This is a genomic window from Halorubrum cibi (genome assembly GCF_900182635.1).
Lineage (GTDB): Archaea > Halobacteriota > Halobacteria > Halobacteriales > Haloferacaceae > Halorubrum > Halorubrum cibi.
Genome location: NZ_FXTD01000003.1, coordinates 64,244 through 81,231 on the forward strand (window position 1 = coordinate 64,244; position 16,988 = coordinate 81,231).

At 67.8% G+C, this 16,988-nt stretch carries 16 protein-coding genes; 11 read left to right on the forward strand and 5 right to left on the reverse strand.

The window, feature by feature from the left end; translation table 11 throughout:
- Positions 1–454: 454 nt before the first annotated feature.
- The 4 genes from FN829_RS04695 to FN829_RS15830 all read left to right on the forward strand — a co-directional run bounded on the left by FN829_RS04695 (position 455) and on the right by FN829_RS15830 (position 5,266).
- Positions 455–1,660, forward strand: coding sequence for a SipW-dependent-type signal peptide-containing protein (locus tag FN829_RS04695; protein ID WP_142985847.1), 1,206 nt, complete (start codon positions 455–457; stop codon positions 1,658–1,660).
- A 105-nt stretch (positions 1,661–1,765) separates the two neighbouring features.
- The gene (locus FN829_RS04700; protein ID WP_142985848.1) at positions 1,766–3,451 is read left to right on the forward strand and encodes a vWA domain-containing protein; all 1,686 of its coding nucleotides are present in this window, start codon (positions 1,766–1,768) and stop codon (positions 3,449–3,451) included.
- 108 nt (positions 3,452–3,559) lie between these two features.
- Positions 3,560–5,011 carry a SipW-dependent-type signal peptide-containing protein gene (locus FN829_RS16140; protein ID WP_246066445.1) on the forward strand — a complete coding sequence of 484 codons (1,452 nt, stop codon included), beginning with the start codon at positions 3,560–3,562 and terminating at the stop codon, positions 5,009–5,011.
- 84 nt (positions 5,012–5,095) lie between these two features.
- Positions 5,096–5,266: a hypothetical protein gene (locus tag FN829_RS15830; protein ID WP_185955683.1), complete on the forward strand. Its 171-nt coding sequence runs from the start codon at positions 5,096–5,098 to the stop codon at positions 5,264–5,266.
- 49 nt (positions 5,267–5,315) lie between these two features.
- Here the strand turns inward: FN829_RS15830 and FN829_RS04710 are convergent, their stop codons facing one another.
- Together FN829_RS04710 and FN829_RS04715 are read right to left on the reverse strand one after the other, a co-directional pair.
- Complete coding sequence (locus FN829_RS04710; protein WP_142985849.1) at positions 5,316–5,888, reverse strand: DUF7344 domain-containing protein; 573 nt, start codon at positions 5,886–5,888, stop codon at positions 5,316–5,318.
- A gap of 10 nt (positions 5,889–5,898) precedes the next feature.
- A complete protein-coding gene (locus FN829_RS04715; protein WP_142985850.1) occupies positions 5,899–6,507 on the reverse strand; it encodes a DUF7344 domain-containing protein in 609 nt (202 codons plus the stop codon).
- 446 nt (positions 6,508–6,953) lie between these two features.
- Between FN829_RS04715 and FN829_RS04720 the strand changes: the two genes are divergently transcribed.
- On the forward strand, positions 6,954–7,616 hold the full coding sequence (locus FN829_RS04720) for a DUF7344 domain-containing protein (protein ID WP_142985851.1): 663 nt from the start codon (positions 6,954–6,956) through the stop codon (positions 7,614–7,616).
- Positions 7,617–7,740: 124 nt separating this feature from the next.
- The gene (locus FN829_RS04725; protein ID WP_142985852.1) at positions 7,741–9,234 is read left to right on the forward strand and encodes a cryptochrome/photolyase family protein; all 1,494 of its coding nucleotides are present in this window, start codon (positions 7,741–7,743) and stop codon (positions 9,232–9,234) included.
- 277 nt (positions 9,235–9,511) lie between these two features.
- On the opposite strand, the gene FN829_RS04730 is transcribed toward FN829_RS04725, so the two are convergent.
- The gene (locus FN829_RS04730; protein ID WP_246066446.1) at positions 9,512–9,748 is read right to left on the reverse strand and encodes a DUF4242 domain-containing protein; all 237 of its coding nucleotides are present in this window, start codon (positions 9,746–9,748) and stop codon (positions 9,512–9,514) included.
- A 343-nt stretch (positions 9,749–10,091) separates the two neighbouring features.
- Between FN829_RS04730 and FN829_RS04735 the strand changes: the two genes are divergently transcribed.
- Positions 10,092–11,297 (forward strand): trans-sulfuration enzyme family protein, encoded by a 1,206-nt coding sequence (locus FN829_RS04735; RefSeq protein ID WP_142985853.1) that lies wholly within the window; start codon positions 10,092–10,094, stop codon positions 11,295–11,297.
- A gap of 25 nt (positions 11,298–11,322) precedes the next feature.
- On the opposite strand, the gene FN829_RS04740 is transcribed toward FN829_RS04735, so the two are convergent.
- The gene (locus tag FN829_RS04740) at positions 11,323–11,919 is read right to left on the reverse strand and encodes a nitrous oxide reductase accessory protein NosL (protein WP_142985854.1); all 597 of its coding nucleotides are present in this window, start codon (positions 11,917–11,919) and stop codon (positions 11,323–11,325) included.
- A gap of 106 nt (positions 11,920–12,025) precedes the next feature.
- Between FN829_RS04740 and FN829_RS04745 the strand changes: the two genes are divergently transcribed.
- The 3 genes from FN829_RS04745 to FN829_RS04755 are packed head-to-tail and all read left to right on the forward strand — an operon-like array spanning position 12,026 to position 15,767.
- A complete protein-coding gene (locus tag FN829_RS04745; protein ID WP_142985855.1) occupies positions 12,026–14,125 on the forward strand; it encodes a NosD domain-containing protein in 2,100 nt (699 codons plus the stop codon).
- Complete coding sequence (locus FN829_RS04750) at positions 14,122–14,886, forward strand: ABC transporter ATP-binding protein (RefSeq protein WP_142985856.1); 765 nt, start codon at positions 14,122–14,124, stop codon at positions 14,884–14,886. Before FN829_RS04745 ends, FN829_RS04750 begins: the two co-directional genes overlap by 4 nt.
- Positions 14,883–15,767 carry an ABC transporter permease gene (locus FN829_RS04755; RefSeq protein WP_142985857.1) on the forward strand — a complete coding sequence of 295 codons (885 nt, stop codon included), beginning with the start codon at positions 14,883–14,885 and terminating at the stop codon, positions 15,765–15,767. The genes FN829_RS04750 and FN829_RS04755 overlap by 4 nt, the downstream gene beginning before the upstream one ends.
- A gap of 13 nt (positions 15,768–15,780) precedes the next feature.
- Here the strand turns inward: FN829_RS04755 and FN829_RS04760 are convergent, their stop codons facing one another.
- Positions 15,781–16,122 carry a DUF7471 family protein gene (locus FN829_RS04760; protein WP_142985858.1) on the reverse strand — a complete coding sequence of 114 codons (342 nt, stop codon included), beginning with the start codon at positions 16,120–16,122 and terminating at the stop codon, positions 15,781–15,783.
- Between the two features lie 171 nt (positions 16,123–16,293).
- On the opposite strand from FN829_RS04760, the gene FN829_RS04765 reads away from it, so the two are divergent.
- Positions 16,294–16,974, forward strand: a complete 681-nt coding sequence (locus FN829_RS04765; protein WP_142985859.1) for a halocyanin domain-containing protein — start codon at positions 16,294–16,296, stop codon at positions 16,972–16,974.
- Positions 16,975–16,988: the final 14 nt, after the last annotated feature.

Here is a 16,988-nt window from a genome sequence, read left to right on the forward strand (position 1 = left end):
GCCCCCCAAGTAAGTACGCGTTACCTACGGCGAGTCGGTTCTCGACAGACCCAGCCCGAAAGACGACAGGCAACGCGTGTCGGGTCCATCCGGAACGACGCGACCGCGGACGCGATCCACCCCTCCGTTCGCCCGACTCACGACCGGGACGTAATCGTCCGTTAGGGCCGCTCGTCGCGAGTAGCGTGTGCGTACTCGGAGGGAAACCTTCGATCGCTCCCACCGCCATCGGCGATTTTTGCCGACCCTCTCGACGTTCCGATCCGACGGAGCGGATCGCTCGGATCGGAAGCCAAAACGATCGTTTCACTCTGAAAAACGGCACGTTATCGGGAGAGAATCCGACGTTCAAGCCTTCAACGGCGACGTTTCAGCAGAAATGGTGTGATTGGCTAAGGGGGTGGGTATCGTGGCCATCTACCACGCCCGGCGAACGAGTCGGGGTCGATCCACGATGTCAGACAAGAAAATCGAACTGTCACGGCGGAACGCACTGATCGGGCTCGGAACCGTGGGGGCCGCCTCCGCGGGAGCCGGGCTGGGAACGAGCGCGTACTTCAGCGACGAGGAGGAGTTCACCGGGAACATGATGACCGCCGGCGAGCTCGACCTCGCCGTCGATTTCGTCGTTCACGAGGACCAAGGCTCCGCGGGAACGTACACGATCAACAGCTTCACGAACGAGGTGAACGGCACCGATCCGGGCGACGATCTGACGGTCAACGGTGACGGAACGGCGATGAGCCAGACGCTCGACGACGTCAAGCCCGGCGATCACGGCCACTCGTACTTCTGTTTCACCATCGACGACAACCCGGCGTACATCTGGGCGTGCGGGGAGCTAACGGACACGAGCGAGAACGGTTATACCGAACCGGAGCCGGAAGACGACAACGGCGAGGGAGAACTGGAAGAGCACATCGAGGTCGACGTCACGTACTGTACCCTCGACGATCAGGGAGAGCAGACGGACACTGGCGAGATGATCTTCTCCGGTACGCTCCGAGAGGTGCTCGAACTGCTTCAGGCGGGAGTCCCGCTCGATGGTAGCGGAGACGGCGACGCAGCTGCGGGCGATCAGGCTCCCTTCGCCGGTACGGGCACGGACGATGCCGAGAACGCCTGCCTCTGTTTCGACTGGGAACTCCCAACCACGGTCGGCAACGTGATCCAGGGCGATTCCCTCGAGTTCGACCTATCCTTCCACGCGATCCAGTCCCGGCACAACGACGGTACCACGAACCCGTGTATTGGCGATCTCGTCCTCCTCGAGAACAACGAGGACTCGCCCGGACTCGAGGATAACGGACCGGAAGGCACGGAACCGTACATCGAGTGGACGCTCGGGACGGACTCCGCCACGGACTCACTTGAGGATAACCAGATGGAGGTCACGTTCAATAATCCCGCTAACGGGACCATGGTCTTCGATTACCGAGTCGACGGCGAATCTGGTGACGACAGCCAATATACAGGCCAAACAATCGGATCTGGCCCTCTTGCCGGGCAAGACTTCGGGAAAAGATACAATTGGGTCGTGGTCTCCTCCGGAGGGAGCGAGACAGTGACGCTGACCGCCTTCGACGGGGTCGAACTCGGTGCTCGCGTGGGTGCCGAGCAAAATTACTACATCGACTGGATCCGGTTCGACGTGGTATAGTCCGATAATTAATTACGCCTCCGCAGGTGCCGGACGCGACCGCTCGGTCGTGTCCGCGGCGGTTCGACTCCGACGGTGGGTTTCCCCCTTGGGGGGTGAACGCAAATGAGCGACAACAACGGATTCAAGATATCGCGGCGGAAGGCGCTCGCCGGGCTCGGCGGCATCGGCGTCGCGAGCGCGGGAGCGGGCCTCGGCACGAGTGCCTACTTCAGTGACACGGAATCGTTCGAGAACAACTCGATCACCGCGGGTGAACTGGACCTGAAGGTCGATTGGCAGCAGTCGTACTACGGCGCGGCGGAGACGATCGTCCCCGTCAACGCGTACCCGGACCACGACGGAGACGGGCTCCAATCGATCGACGACAACACGGAGTACGTGCTCGACAACGAGGACGGTGGAAACGACCCGATCGAGCTCACGTGTGAAGACCTCGAGAGCGGTGCGGACCTTCCAGAGAATGTCTTCTCCTCTCCGGATCGGTCGGCAGACAACGGCGGGCCGATCGACCAGGACTCGCTCGTGGCGCTCGACGACGTGAAACCCGGCGACTGGGGAGAGATCACGTTCAGTCTCCACCTCTGTGACAATCCGGGCTACGTCTGGCTCACCGCCGACAACTACAGTCAGAGCGGCGGGACGCTGACCGAACCGGAACAGGTGTCGATGAACTCGTCGGATCCGGGCTCCGTCACGGAGAGCGACGACACGGGCGACCTCGCCGACAACACGTACGTCGAACTCTGGTACGACGACGACTGCGACAACATCCGCGACACGGGCGGCGGCGAGGGCGAAGGCGAGGCCGCCGACGTCGTCATCGTCATGGACCGGTCCGGATCGATGAGCGGCTCGCTCAACGAGGCACAGCAGGGCGCGAACGCACTCATCTCCGCGCTCAGCCCGGACGATCAGGTCGGTCTCGTCTCGTTCTCGACGGGCGGACAGGACGGTAGCGGCGGCACGAACGACTCGACGCTTGACGCGGACCTGACCACCGATCACGGCTCGGTCCAGACGGAGGTGAACAACCTCACGGCCGGCGGACGGACGAACATGGAGGCCGCTGTTGAGCGAGCTCACGAGGAACTCACGGTTGGAGACACGTTCGATCCAGAATACAGCGAGAGCGGGAACGCACGTTCCGGCGCGCGGAAGATCATGGTCGTCCTCGGCGACGGCTCGCCGAATGAGGGTACGGCCGTGACCGATCCGATCGGAAACACGGATCCGACCGAGGAGGCCACCAACGCGAAGAACGACGACATCGAGATCTTCACCATCGCCTACGGTAGCGGAAGTCCGAGCGGCATCCTCGGCGACATGGCGAGCGATCCCGCGAACTACCCCGACATCGATCAGTTCGCGTTCGACGCGGACGTCTCGAACGTCGTCTCGGTCTTCCAGGACATCGGCGGTGTCGTCGGCGGCAGCGAGCAGCTGATCCTCGGCGAGGGCGACGGCGAGCACGATTCCCCCGTGACGCTCGCGGAGGCCATGGCGATCATGGACCGCAACGACGGCCGGATCCCGCTCGACGGGACCGGGGACATGGGATACGGCGACGGAGCCACCTCGCCGGAGCGCGACTGCTTCCCGGCGGGTGCCCAGAAGTGTATCGGCATGAAGTGGTGGGTGCCGACCGAGGTCGGCAACGTGATCCAGGGCGACTCCGTCGAGTTCGATCTCGGTTTCTACACCGAACAGTGCCGCCATAACGACGGCAGCGGGCAGACGATGAACGGCACCGATTCCGACGGCGGATCGGGTAACACGACGGCATCGTAGACTATCGTCGACGAAACCATCGCCCGACACGGGTGTGCGTCCGGGGTCGAACCCGGACGCGGCGGTTCGACTCCGCCGGCGGGTTTCCCCCGAGGGGGATGAGCACGAATGAGCAACCACGACAAATTCGAACTCTCGCGTCGGAAGGCGCTCGCGAGCCTCGGTGCGGTCGGCGTCGCGAGCGCCGGCGCTGGACTCGGCACGAGCGCCTACTTCAGCGACGAGGAGTCGTTCGAGGGCAACTCGCTGACGGCCGGGCAACTCGATCTGAAGATCGACTGGCAGCAACGGTACCACGGCCCCGAGAGCGGCGACCTCTCGATGTACGGCGACGCCGGACGGCCGTGGGTCAACGCCCACCCCGATCACGACGACGACGGGATCCAGTCGCTCGACTTGGGCGAGTACGACTCCCTCGGCGGTGACGAGGTGGTCACCTACGAAGATCAGGGGGCGAACATCCAGCGGTACCTCACCTGCGAGACGCTCACCCACGAATACGAGTTCGGCGACCGCGAGGCGCTCGTGGAACTCGACGACGTCAAACCCGGTGATTCGGGGGAGATAACGTTCAGCTATCACCTGTGTGACAATCCGGGGTACGTCTGGCTCTGCGGGGACCTCGTCGACGCCAGCGAGAACGGCCTGACTGAGCCGGAGGCGAACGCCGAGGACGAGGAGGACGGCGTCGTCGAGCTGCTGGACGCGATCCACGTCCAGGCCTGGTACGACGTGGACTGCGACAACGAGTTCGACGAGACGGACGAACAAGGCGTACTCGCCGGCTCCCCGACGACGCTCCGTTCGTTTCTGGACGAGTTCGAGGAGGTTCCGGAGAACTGTCGGATGTTGAACCCGGGCGTTTACCCGGGGATCGAACCCACCACGGGGTGTCGTCAGCTCGCTCCGATCGAGTTCACGTCCGACGGCCTGACAGTCGACGGTGCCGGCGACGTCGTCAGGGTGGAGGAGGGGACCGCCGGCGACGACGAGGACAACCTCGTCGTGTGGGTCCGGTTGGAGGATCCCGACAACGACCTGATCGACGGGCTGATCGTCAAATTCGACGACATGTACGTGTCCGGCATGCTCCGTCCGAACGCCGAGAGCGACCTCGAGGACGTCATCCAGTTCGACTGGACGCGGGTCGACGAAGTCGAGGGTGACGACGGGCAGACCTACAGATCGGACGACCTCGGGATGTGCGAGTTGGTGTTGGAGGACACTGACGGTGACATCCGAGCGGATCTGGAAGGGGCGAGCTGTTCGACCGGGGAGAACAACGTCGTCACGCCGAACGGGAACGGCGGGGGGACCTTCGTCTCCGCCCGTTTCTCCTACTGTGACCCGAACGAGGGCGAACCGGTGTGTTTCCCGGCCGAGTGGACGTTCTGTCTCGGCTTCGAGTGGTGGATCCCCGATCACGTCGGCAACGAGGTCCAGAGCGATTCGGCGAGCTTCGATCTCGGCTTCTACACCGAGCAGTGTCGCCACAACGACGCTCCCGGATCGACGCTCGGAGGCGGTAACGGAACCGACGACGGCTCCGGGTCCGCCTGACCAGTCGGGATGTCCATCCGCCGGACCCCGACTTCCCGCGTCGAGGGGACGCGGGGCGGCTTCGAGGATAGGTGAAGACAAGCGATGAAACCGAACGACCCGTCGGACGGTCCGCGCCGTGCCGGGACCGGACGCCTTCGCGTCGACGGCGGCCGGATCGGCGGCTACCGGCTCGTGACGAAACGGAACGTGCTGCGGCTTCTGATCCTGTTGTTGATCCTGATCCCCATCGTCGATTACCTCTGGAGCCTGTAAGGTCGAGATCCGGGCGTTCGATCGGTGTGACGTCTCGCTTGGATCGCCGTCACTCCTCCTCGAGACCGGCCCCCAGGCGGTTCCGGTTCGTCGCCCGGACGTAGACCGTGGACGAGAGCAGGAACGCGAGGACGATGAGTCCGAGGAGGACGGCCACGGAGACCGAACCGAACGGCGGGACGCCGAGCGCCTTCATCCCGAGGAGGGCGACGCCGACGAGCGAGAGCCCGAGGAAGTAGTAGCTCCACGGAAGCCGGCTCTCGGGGACGGGTTCGAGGTAGAACTCCACCCGGCGGACCTTGCCCGTGAGGGCGACGCGTCCCGTCCCGGGGTCGTATCGGATCACGCCGCACTCCTCCAGCATGGGGAGGTGCGTCTGCGTCAGTCCGGAGTAGACGCGTTTGCGCTGCGTCGCGGTGAGTTCTGCGGGCGGAACGTCGTTCTCGCGGGCGGCCACGTACTCGACGAGGTCGTCGAACGCGACCGGGCGGTCGGCGTGCGCCTTCAGATACCTGAGCACGTGTCGCCGCCGCTCGTTGCGGAGGATCTCGAAGACCGTCTCGCGAGGAACCGACTCCTTCGCGGCCGCGGATCGAAGCGTCCGGCGGAGCGGTGAGGGCATCGTCGATCACTCAGGTTCTCCCGAAGGGTCGTCGGTGAAGCGCGTTTCGGCGGGTGCGATACATGTGAACGCTCGAGGAGACGAGAAACGCCGTGACGACGAGCGCCGCGGTGGTGAACGAGACGACGCCGAAGGCCGTCCCGACGACCACCGCTCCGAGAAGGAGCAGGACCGCGAGGAGCGAGAGCCCGAGGTAGTACTGCGCCCAGGATATCTCGTTTTCGGGGACGTAATCGAGATAGAACTCGACGTCGGCCATGCCGTCGGTCGGTCGGAGCTCCCCGCGCCGACTGTCGTACTCGATCACGCCGGTCTCGTCGAGCTTCGGGAGGTGCGTCTGTCGGAGCGCCGTGTACACCCGCTTCCGGTCCGCGTACTCGACGTCAACGACCCGCTTGTCGTTCTCCCAGGCGGCGATCGTCTCGACCATGTCCCGGAGTTGGAGCCGATCCTCCGGAGACTCCCGGAGGTACTCGAGCACGTAGCGTCGTCGCTCGTTACAGAGGACGTCGAAGATCTCGTCGCGCGTCGGACCCTCCGATCCGGCCGTCCCCGCCGAGCCGATGTCTGAGAGGTCCGCCGCCTCCTCGGTCGTCTTGAGGTCGGTGTGTCCCCCCATCATCCCGGGGACTACAGAAAGCAATCACTAATAATTAATTAATTTCACATTAAATAGTCTATGAATCTGACGACGGGGAGCCGGTCGGAGTCAGTGCGACGCGAGCGCGGCCGCTTTCGGCCACATCGAGTGCTCAAGCGCCGACAGGGGCGAACGGATCGGTGGCGAAATGTTCGATTTCGGCGTATTAATGTATGGATAAAAAAATATGGGAACGGTTAATATGTGACGATGTGTCTGACAGCGTGACGATACGCGGCGGATCCGCGCTCGCCCGCGCTCGGCCGGCATGTGCCATCGGAGGCGGAAATTTCCCGGAAACGACCTCCTCCCGCGGGAGCGGCCGCCGCTCGCGACCGTTCGGTCGTTCGGCCTCCGAACGCGGTCGAACCACGGCCGAACCGGTCCGATCGGAACCTACGGGCGAACAGGAGACGACTACCCAAATGGATCAGATATCATCGGAACGAGACGACGTATCGGACGGCGATCCCAGCGAGTCGATGGATCCCGTGGCGGCCGAAGACGAGGCAGCGGACGATGAGAGGGTGCCCGACGACGAAGACCCGACCGGCGGGGACGCGGCCGGCGACGGCGGCGATCCGAACCACATTCCGACCGACGAGGTGTTCGCGCTGTTGAGCAACGGACGCCGCAGACACGTGCTGCGGTTCCTCCGGCGAAACGACGGCGAGATCAAGCTCCGCGAACTGGCGACGGCGATCGCCGCCGAGGAGAACGGTCTCGACCCCGTCGAAGTGACGTACACGCAGCGGAAACGGCTCTACACGTCCTTGTATCAGTCACACCTCCCGCGGATGGAGCGCAGCGGCGTGGTCGAGTACGACCGGAACTCGGGGTTGGTGTCGCTCGCGCCGGCGGCGGACGACTTCGAGGCGTATCTCGAGGTCGTCGGCGAGAACGAGTTCACCTGGTCCGAGTTCTATCTCGGATTGACCGCGCTCTTCGTCGCGATTACCCTCGCGTACGCCACCGGAACGCCGCCGTTCGCCGCGCTCGGTCCGGCCGTCGTGATGGCCGCGATGACGGCCCTGCTTCTCGTCGCGGCGGTCGCACACGTTCGGTACACTCGCGGGCGACAGCTCTGATCGACGGGCGACGCTCGAGGGTCGAGGGTCGAGGTCGCCGCGCGGGGACCGCCACCGCGCGGGGACCGCCACCGCGCGAGCGACGTGACGGTGGTTTCACGGTCCCGGCCGCCGTGGGACCTCCATGGAACTGTTCTGGCATCGACGCGATCTCCGGGTCGCGGACAACGTCGGGCTCGCGGCCGCGGCCGACCGCGACGCGGTCGCGCCCGTCTTCGTCTTCGATCCCGACGTGCTCGCACACGCGAGCGACGTCCGCGTTCGGCGCCTGCTCGACGGCTTGCGGGCGCTTCTCGACGCCTACCGCGACCGCGGGAGCGACCTCCTCGTCGCCCGCGGCGACCCGGAAACCGTTCTCCCGGCGGTCGCCGCCGACCTCGACGCGGAGCGCGTGGTGTGGAACCGGGACTACTCGGGGCTGGCCCGCGACCGCGACGCGGCGGTGCGGCGGGCACTCGACGCGGCCGGGATCGCCCGCGAGGCGCACCACGACAGGGTGTTACACGAACCCGACTCGATCCGGACGAACGCCGGCGACCCCTACTCCGTCTACTCCTACTACCGGAAGAAGTGGCGGGATCGTGAGAAGGACGCGCCGGTTCCGACGCCCGAGGAGCCGGATCTGCTCGACGAGAAAGAGCTCGCAGGAAGCGGTCTCGCGGAGAGGGTGACGGGCGTCCTCGAAGCGGACGACGCGAACGTCGCCGTCGGCGACCTCCCGACGCCCGCCGATTTGGGGTTCGCGGAGCCAGAGGCCGCCGTCGGCCCGGCCGGAACCGAGGCGGCCAGAGAGCGGCTCGAGGCGTTCCTCGCCGAGGACGTGTTCTCCTACGAGGACGACCGCGACCACCCGACCCGCGAGGGGACCTCCCGGCTCTCGACGTTCCTGAAGTACGGCGAGATCGGGATCCGGGAAGTGTACGCCGCCACGGAGGAGTCGATGGCGGCCGCGGAGTCCGGCGATCGACCCGAGGACGACGCCGCGGGGAGCGTCGAGGAGTTCCGGGCGCAGCTCGCGTGGGGCGAGTTCTACGCGCAGGTGCTGTTTCACAACCCGTCGGTAGTCACGAAGAACTACAAGGAGTACGAGGCGGGGATCGACTGGCGCGACGATCCCGAGGAGATCGCGGCGTGGAAGCGCGGTGAGACGGGGTATCCGATCGTCGACGCGGGAATGCGCCAGCTCCGCGAGGAGGCGTACGTCCATAACCGCGTCCGGATGATCGTGGCCTCCTTCCTGACGAAGGACCTGCTCGCAGACTGGCGACACGGCTACGACCACTTCCGCGAGACGTTGGCCGACCACGACACGGCCAACGACAACGGCGGGTGGCAGTGGGCGGCCTCGACCGGGACCGACGCACAGCCGTACTTCCGGATCTTCAACCCGATGACGCAGGGCGAACGCTACGACCCGGACGCCGAGTACATCGCGAGATACGTCCCCGAGCTTCGCGGCGTCGCAAGCGAGGTCGTCCACGGCTGGCACGAATGCTCGCCGACCCAACGGACAAACGCCGCGCCAGACTATCCCGATCCGATCGTCGACCACTCGGCGCGCCGCGAGGAAGCGCTCGCGATGTACAAGCGCGCCCGCGGCGAGGACCCCGAGGAGTAGAGCCGGCCGAACGCCGAGGAACGGAGACTCCGTCGAGAGCCGTTGAGGGTGACGTCTTCGTCACTTCCTTCGATCAGTACGGAGAATCACGTACCGTAGAGCACCGCCCCACTGGCACCGCACCGGAGATCCGTTCGGTACAGCGTTCGAATCGTACGAGTCGCCCGAAGCACAGTGTGACCCACGTCCGTCGCTCACTCGACCACACGACGGTGTGCGGTCGAGTGAGCAGATGCGCGATCAGCCGCACACGCTGCGGTGTCTCGGCGGGCCGACTTCACTCACCCTGTTCGACCTCGAAGATCTCGTCCGCGGTGAGGCCGTGGGCCTCCTTGTGGACCAGTTCTCCTGCTTCTTTGTTCGGACCCTCAAAGAGGCAGAAAACGGCCCCTTCGTCAGGATCCACCCAGTAGTTCAGGTATTTCACGCCGTGTTTTTCCTGCGTCTCGACGTCCTTTTTGTGGGCTTCCACAACGTCCTCGACGCTTGCATCGACATCCCTGTGAACGTCCATATAGAGTGGCATATCCACGTCTACATGAGACAGGAGCACGGTTAGTTATTGAGCGTCATTTTCCAGTACGACGCGATTATTTGAGTGACCGTACGTCCGTCTGGGATTCTCGGAGATCTTCGATCGGTATGGGCCGACTACGGGGATTACTACGGGAACCGGCAACAGGAGTCGCGCGGTACGTCTCACACGGCTATCCGATCGCTCCACCTGGCGAAGCTCTCGACGGCAATACGCACGTCTCGTCGATCGATCGACTCGGACCGAAATACCCACCGGAGAGCCGGACGAGTCGATGTCATCCGTCGCGGGAGTTTATGCCGCCGCGGCGACAGTCGGATCCATGACCGACGAGCGAGGAGACGGGCCGGACCGCGACCGGAGATCCGACGGGCGGGACTTCGAGACGCGGGAGGTTCACGCGAGCGCGCGGACCGACCAGTACGGCGCGCTCGCGACGCCGATATACGCCAACTCGACGTACGAGTACGACGCGATGGACGGCCCCCGCGGAGACCACCGCTACTCGCGGATCTCGGGGCCGACGCGGGGAGAACTCGAGGTGGCGTTCGCCGACCTCGAGAGTGCGAGCCACGCGAGCGCGTTCGCCAGCGGCATGGCCGCCATCGACGCGGTGTGCTCGCTCCTGACCGCCGGCGACCACGTCGTCGTCGGCGAGAGCGTCTACGCCGAGACCCACGAGCTTTTGACCCGCGTGTACGCCGACTACGGGATCGAGACGACGGTCGTCGACTCGACCGACCCCGACGCGATCGCCGACGCCATGCGCCCGGAGACCGCGATGGTGTACGCCGAGACGCCGACGAACCCGACGCTCCGAGTCGTCGACCTCGAGGCGACCGCCGCCGTCGTCGACGCTCACGAGGAGGATCCCCTGCTCGTCGTCGACAACACCTTCGCGTCGCCGTACCTCCAGCGCCCGATCGAGTACGGGGCCGACCTGGTGGTCGAGTCGCTCACGAAGTACGTCGGCGGCCACTCCGACCTCGTCGCCGGCGCGGTCGCCACCCGCGATTCCGACCTCGCCGAGGAGATCGCCTACTACCAGTACCTCCGCGGCGGCACGCCCGGCCCGTTCGCCTCCTTTCTCGCGCTCCGCGGGATCAAGACGCTCTCCGCGCGGATGGAGCGGCACTGCCGGAACGCGACGGCGATCGCGGCGCTCTGTGACGGCCACGAGGCCGTCGAGCGAGTGTACTATCCGGGCCTGGAGTCGCACCCGAACCACGCGGTCGCCCGCGAACAGATGGCCGACTTCGGCGGCATGGTGAGCGTCGAGTTCTCGGGCGGCCGGGAGGCGGCCGCGGCCTTCGCCGCCGACCTCGACGTGTTCGTCCTCGCGGAGAGCCTCGGCGGCGTCGAGAGCCTCGCGGAGCACCCGGCGACGATGACTCACCAGGACTTCTCGCGGGAGCAGCTGGAACGGGCCGGGATCCCGCCGGGGCTCGTCCGGCTGAGCGTCGGCACCGAGGCGCGCGACGACCTGCTTCGGGACGTAGAGGCGTCTCTCGACCGGCTTATGGAGTGAATCGCTACCGGGGCGCGGGTCCCGGCTACAACCCCTCGAGCGTGCCCCGATCGACCGCCTCCGCGTCCATCGGCTGGCCGCCGTACTCGGCGACGAACGCCTCGACGTCCGACTCCTCGCTGAAGGGGATCGGATCCGGTCCCATCGATCCGACCACGTCGCTGCCGGCGACCACCGTGAGTTCGGTCGTTCGCGCGAACGCCGACGACTCGACGTGCGAGGAGAACATGACGTCTCCGCCCTCCTCGAAGACTTCCTGGTCGACGGTCGAGTAGTCCGTGAGGAAGGTCGCGAGGGGGTCACGCCCGCCGTCCTCGGCGTCGAACCGGTAGGTGTACGTACAGACGCTGCTACAGAACTGTGCCGGCCTGCCGCCCTCGGGCTCGTCGTCCGCGAAGTGGACCTGCCCGACCGGACCGGGGTGGTCGCGGACGATCATCCCGCACTGGTCGCAGGCCCGTTCGCCGTCGAGTGACACCGGCGAGATCGACGCCCCGCCGTCCCCGCCCGAACCGCCGCCGAGACAGCCGGCCAGCGCCAGCGGGACCGCGCTCGCGACACCGCCCAACACCCGTCGCCGCGACCGCGGAGCCGACGCCGCCGAACCGGTACGTTCCTTCATCGGCCGAACCTTCGAATCCGGGCGCCTTAGCCCCTCGGAACGGATCCGCACGCTCGTTCGAGGAACGAACCAGATCGGCTATACGCCGGGGGATCGAACCCTCAACGTGGCGATCATCGACCCCTACGGCGAGCGGTTCGGACGGGCCTTCCTCGTGGTCGCGGTCCTCGCGGTCCTCGCCGGGGTCGCGACCGCCGGCGCGTACGCGGCTGACCCCTCGACGGCGACTCCCGATCCCGTCGCCTACGACGACGCCGTCGAGCTCGGGCTCTCCTCGGAGACCGACGAGCTGATGGCCGGATCGGCGCGGATCCCCCGCGTCCAGGTCTTCTACTCGCAGCTCCAGTACGTGGTCGGCTACAACGGGATCGAGTCGTTCGCGACGACGCTCGACGGCGACCGGACCGAGCGCCAGTTCGGCTACCCGCTCGTCGTCTACGTCGAGACGTTCGACGACGGGAACCCCGGCGTGACCGACGGGGGACTCTTCGAGGCCGAGCGGGCGACTGAGTGGGTCCCCGCAGACGACGCGGCCTACGTCGTCGGGAGCGCGGCCAGCAGTCCGGCGGGTGAGACCGTCGTCCCCTTCTCGGAGCGCGCGAACGCCGAGCGGTTCGCGGCCGAACACGGCGGGCGCGTCGTCGACTGGAGGGCCGTCCGGGACCGGTCGTTCGACGTCGACTCGGCGGCGACCGTTCGATCGATGGCTCCCGCCCGCTGGGTCGAGGCCGACGAGCGGATCGCGGACGCGACCGCGAAGGAGCGTTCCGGCGAGGACGGCGGCGGCGACCGCGTCGGCGACGTGATCGTCGTCGGCGAGGACGCGCCGACGATCGACGCGGCGGCTCGCGCCGCGCCGCCGAACGCGACCGTGGTCGTCCCGCCGGGCACCTACGAGGAGACGGTCACGGTGAACGAGTCGGTGACGATCGCGGGCGAGGACGCGCGGGTCCGCGGCGACGGGAACGGCTCGGTGATCGCGGTCCGTGCGCCGAACGTGACCCTCTCCGGGCTGTCGATAGACGGCGTGGGGAACCGGACGCGCGACCCCGAGGCCGCACGCGAGGCGGCCGAGGAGGACGGGACCTGGGACACGAACATCCAGCTCGGGTACGGCCACGGCGACGCAGGGATCCTCGCCGTCGACGCGCCCGGACTCCTCGTCGACGACGTCGCGGTCGAGACGAACGCGAGCGGCGTGCTCCTGCGGGAGGGTTCCGACGCGGTGATCCGCGACCTCCGCGTCGACGGCAGCGACGACTGGCGCGACGGGTTCATGGGCGTCACCGGGATGGAGTCGCGGGTGACCGTGACCGACAGCCGGTTCGAGGGCGGCCGCGACGGGGTCTACCTCCACCGCGCCGACGGCTCCGTGATCCGGAACTCGACGTTCGTCGGCAATCGGTACGGCACCCACCTCATGTACACCGGCGACGCCCTGATCGCGGACAACGCCTTCCGGAACGCCGAGTTCGGCGGGATCACGGTGATGACCCGGCCGTCCGGGAACGCGATCGTCGGCAACGACGTCCGCGACTCCGGCGCGGGGATCCAGGCGTCCGGCACGCGGTCGTACGTCGGCTACAACACGCTCGCGGACAACGGGCTCGGGTTCTCGACCAGCGCGCGCGGGTCGCTGTACGAGCGCAACGTCGCCGTCGACAACGAGGTGGGCGCGCACGCGACCACGGTGGTTCCCTCGAGCCGGGTCGTGGCGAACGACTTCGTCGGCAACGACCGTCACGCGGAGGCCGGCCCCGGCGCGCTGCGGGTCTGGGCCGCCGGCGACCGCGGGAACTACTGGGAGGGCGCGAACGTCGGGCTCCACGAGCCCGGCGAGCGGGCGTACCGGCCGACCGCCCCGGTCGACGCCGCGCTCCACCGCGAGCCCGCCGCGGCGGCGGTGCGGGAGTCGCCCGCGGCGGCCCTCCTCGACCGGCTCTACGGGACAGTCCCCGGCGCGCGGTCCGGGAGCATCGTCGACCCCTCGCCGGCTCCGGAGCCGTACGCTCCCGAGCGTGTCGCGGCTGCATCGGATCCGGACTCCGCGCCGATCCGTCCCGACTGGCGAGAGGAACTCGACCCCGCGACGACCGCAGCCACCAACGGAATGAACACACACGATCGGAACGCGACGAACGAGACCGTGAGCCAGGTAGCGACCGCGGGACCGCGACGCCCCGCCGACGCGGAGGGCCGCCGATGACTGACGACCCGATCGCGGAGCTGTCGGACGTCGCTCGGACCTACGGCGGCGTCGCAGTCCTCGAGGACGTCTCGCTTTCGGTCCCGCCCGGCGTGACCGCCGTGATCGGGCCGAACGGGTCGGGGAAGTCGACCCTGCTCGGCGTCCTCGCCGGCGCGGTCGAGCCGACCGACGGAGGCGCGCGGTACGTCGGGCCGGACGCCGACAGGCCGATCGGGTACCTCCCCCAGCGCGTCCCGTTCCGCGAGGAGTTCACGGCGCGCGAGACGCTCGCGTTCTACGCCCGGCTCGCGGGCGGCGATCCCGACGACGCGCTCGCTCGGGTTGGGCTCTCCGACGCGGCCGATCGACGGGTCGGTGCGCTCTCCGGCGGCATGCGCCGGTTGCTCGGGATCGCTCAGGCCACAGTCGGCGATCCGCCGCTCGTCGTGCTCGACGAGCCGACGAGCGGGCTCGATCCGGGGATGCGTGAGCGGGCGTTCGGGACCGCGGTCGACGCGTCCGGAACCGACACCGCCGTCGTCGTCAGTTCCCACGATCTCGACCTCGTGGACCGACACGCGGACCGGGTCGCGATCCTCGACCGCGGGCGTGTCGCCGCGGCGGGACTCCGAGAGAGGCTGTGCTCGGAACGCGGCGTCGGCGACGTGGCAGGACTCTATCGGGCGGTCGTCGCCGGCGACGCGCCCGACGCCCGTTCCGATGACACCGACGGCGACGAGCCGAGCGCGGTCCACGTGACGGGGGTGTCGGAGCGATGAGGGGGATCGGGAAGACGGGCGATCGGACTGCTCCCGTCGCCACGGTGTTCCGCCGCGAGCTGGCGACCGTTCTCCGGACGCCGGGATACGGCGTCCTCGCGCTCGGGCTGTTCGTCGTCCTCGGGGGGACCCTCGCCGTCGGCGGCGGGGGGCGTACCGGGTTCGTCCCCGCGGTCGTCGACCTGCTTTCCGTGACCGAGGTCGTGGTGCCGCTCGCGGCGTTCGTGGTCGGGTACCGCGCGCTGCTCGTCGACGCGGAGAGCGGCGAGCTCGCGGTGATCCGAACGTACCCAGTGAGCGTCGCCGGCTACGTCGCCGGCGTGGTTCTCGCGCGCACCCTCGCGTTCCTGGCGATCGTCGTCGTCCCGTACGCACTGATCGGCGGGGTAGTCTGGGCGACCGCCGCCCCCGACACGGGGATCTTCGCGACCCACTCCGGGGTCGACTCCCCGCTCCTGTACCTCCGATTTCTCGGTCTGCTCGTCCCGTTCGGCGCGGCGTACCTCTCGCTCGCGACCGCCGTCTCGGCGGTGGCCTCGAGCCGGCGCGGCGCGGTCGCGATCGCGGTCCTCGCGCTCGTCGCCGGCGTCCTCGGCGGTGACCTCGCGCTCCTTCGGTCGCTGGCGAGCGGGACGCCGCCGTCGGCGATCCCCGGACTGCTCGCTTCCGCCCCGAACGGGGCGTTCCGCGGACTCGTCTTCGAGGGAGTGATCGGCGTTTCGTTCGCGCCGGCGGGGGAGTTCGTCGACGTCGGTCGGGCGGTCGGGGCGCTTCTCGGCTGGACCGTCGGTGGCCTCGTCGTCTCGACCATGTCGCTCGCGTACGGCGACCGGATCGGCGTCCTCTTCGAGGGGGTCCGGGCGCGACTCCCGTCCCCGTGATCCGCGCCCGGCGTTACTCCGACGCGCTCGGGATCGACCCCGGCGCGTACGCGTACACCGCGTAGAGCACGGTCGCGGCGATCAGGAAGTCGAGACTGTGTGAGAGGAAGTGATGGATCGGCATCGGCACGTAGCCGAGAACGGTTCCCGCGCCGACGACGGAACGAGCCAACAGCGCCCCGACCGCGACGCTTATCAGGAAGTGCCGACCGGTTCGGCGACGGCGGTACGCGACGAGGCTCACGAGAAACAGGAGGCCGGTCCCGATCCCCGCCACGACGACGACGGCCAGTATCGGCAGTGACCCTTCGACGCCCCACGTGGCGGTCGAGAGCGGCGCGATCCCCGGAACCATGTGTCGGGAGTTACGCGTGCTCCGGTATGAAACCACCCCGGAGCCACCTGCGAGCGATCCGCGTCTCTCGGAGCCGACCGAGAGGATCCGTCCCGAACGGCTCCAGTTCGCGTTCCCAGGCGGACGGAACGTATCGGGAGCTTAAATACGACGACCGTCCGACGTGTACGTATGACAGCGAACGTCGACGAGGCGTCGATGAGTCGTCGCCGGCTCCTGCGGACGGGAGGAGCGAGCGCCGCGGCGGCGGCGGGGCTCGCCGCCGGAACGGGGTCCGCGGCCGCCCAGTACGACGGCTGGCTGGACGACGTGAGCAACTACGACGGCACCCACGACTACCGCGGGGAAAGCGAGGTCACCATCGAGGTCGGCGCGGGCGACACGGGCCTGCTTTTCGCCCCGGCCGCGATCCTGATCGACCCCGGAACGACCGTGGTCTGGGAGTGGACCGGCCAGGGCGGCGCGCACAACGTGGTCGCCGACGGCGGAACGTTCGACAGCGGCGAGCCGGTCGACTCGGAGGGGACGACCTTCGAGTACACCTTCGAGGACGCGAGCGAGGGGGACGTCTTCAACTACCTCTGTGTGCCCCACGAGGCGGTCGGGATGAAGGGCTCGGTCGCGATCGGGAGCGTCGACGACGACCTCGTGAGTGAGGGCGACGGTGGAGGCGGCGAGGGTGATGGAAGCGGCGGCGATGGAGGCGACGGTAACGAGTCGACGACCGGCGGGGGCGGCCGCGAGCTCTCCTCGAGCGACGTCGGCGCGCTCGCGCTCGGCCTCGGCGTCGCCGGCTCCCTCCTCGTGCCGCTGTTCTACGCGGCCCACCGAAAGGCGGAGAAGAACCGGTAGCGACGGAACCGCCC

Coding starts and splice junctions, on each gene's coding strand:
- FN829_RS04695 (WP_142985847.1), top strand. CDS start 455: ATGTCAGACAAGAAAATCGAACTGTCACGGCGGAACGCACTGATCGGG.
- FN829_RS04700 (WP_142985848.1), top strand. CDS start 1,766: ATGAGCGACAACAACGGATTCAAGATATCGCGGCGGAAGGCGCTCGCC.
- FN829_RS16140 (WP_246066445.1), top strand. CDS start 3,560: ATGAGCAACCACGACAAATTCGAACTCTCGCGTCGGAAGGCGCTCGCG.
- FN829_RS15830 (WP_185955683.1), top strand. CDS start 5,096: ATGAAACCGAACGACCCGTCGGACGGTCCGCGCCGTGCCGGGACCGGA.
- FN829_RS04710 (WP_142985849.1), bottom strand. CDS start 5,888: ATGCCCTCACCGCTCCGCCGGACGCTTCGATCCGCGGCCGCGAAGGAG.
- FN829_RS04715 (WP_142985850.1), bottom strand. CDS start 6,507: ATGGGGGGACACACCGACCTCAAGACGACCGAGGAGGCGGCGGACCTC.
- FN829_RS04720 (WP_142985851.1), top strand. CDS start 6,954: ATGGATCAGATATCATCGGAACGAGACGACGTATCGGACGGCGATCCC.
- FN829_RS04725 (WP_142985852.1), top strand. CDS start 7,741: ATGGAACTGTTCTGGCATCGACGCGATCTCCGGGTCGCGGACAACGTC.
- FN829_RS04730 (WP_246066446.1), bottom strand. CDS start 9,748: ATGGACGTTCACAGGGATGTCGATGCAAGCGTCGAGGACGTTGTGGAA.
- FN829_RS04735 (WP_142985853.1), top strand. CDS start 10,092: ATGACCGACGAGCGAGGAGACGGGCCGGACCGCGACCGGAGATCCGAC.
- FN829_RS04740 (WP_142985854.1), bottom strand. CDS start 11,919: ATGAAGGAACGTACCGGTTCGGCGGCGTCGGCTCCGCGGTCGCGGCGA.
- FN829_RS04750 (WP_142985856.1), top strand. CDS start 14,122: ATGACTGACGACCCGATCGCGGAGCTGTCGGACGTCGCTCGGACCTAC.
- FN829_RS04755 (WP_142985857.1), top strand. CDS start 14,883: ATGAGGGGGATCGGGAAGACGGGCGATCGGACTGCTCCCGTCGCCACG.
- FN829_RS04760 (WP_142985858.1), bottom strand. CDS start 16,122: ATGGTTCCGGGGATCGCGCCGCTCTCGACCGCCACGTGGGGCGTCGAA.
- FN829_RS04765 (WP_142985859.1), top strand. CDS start 16,294: ATGACAGCGAACGTCGACGAGGCGTCGATGAGTCGTCGCCGGCTCCTG.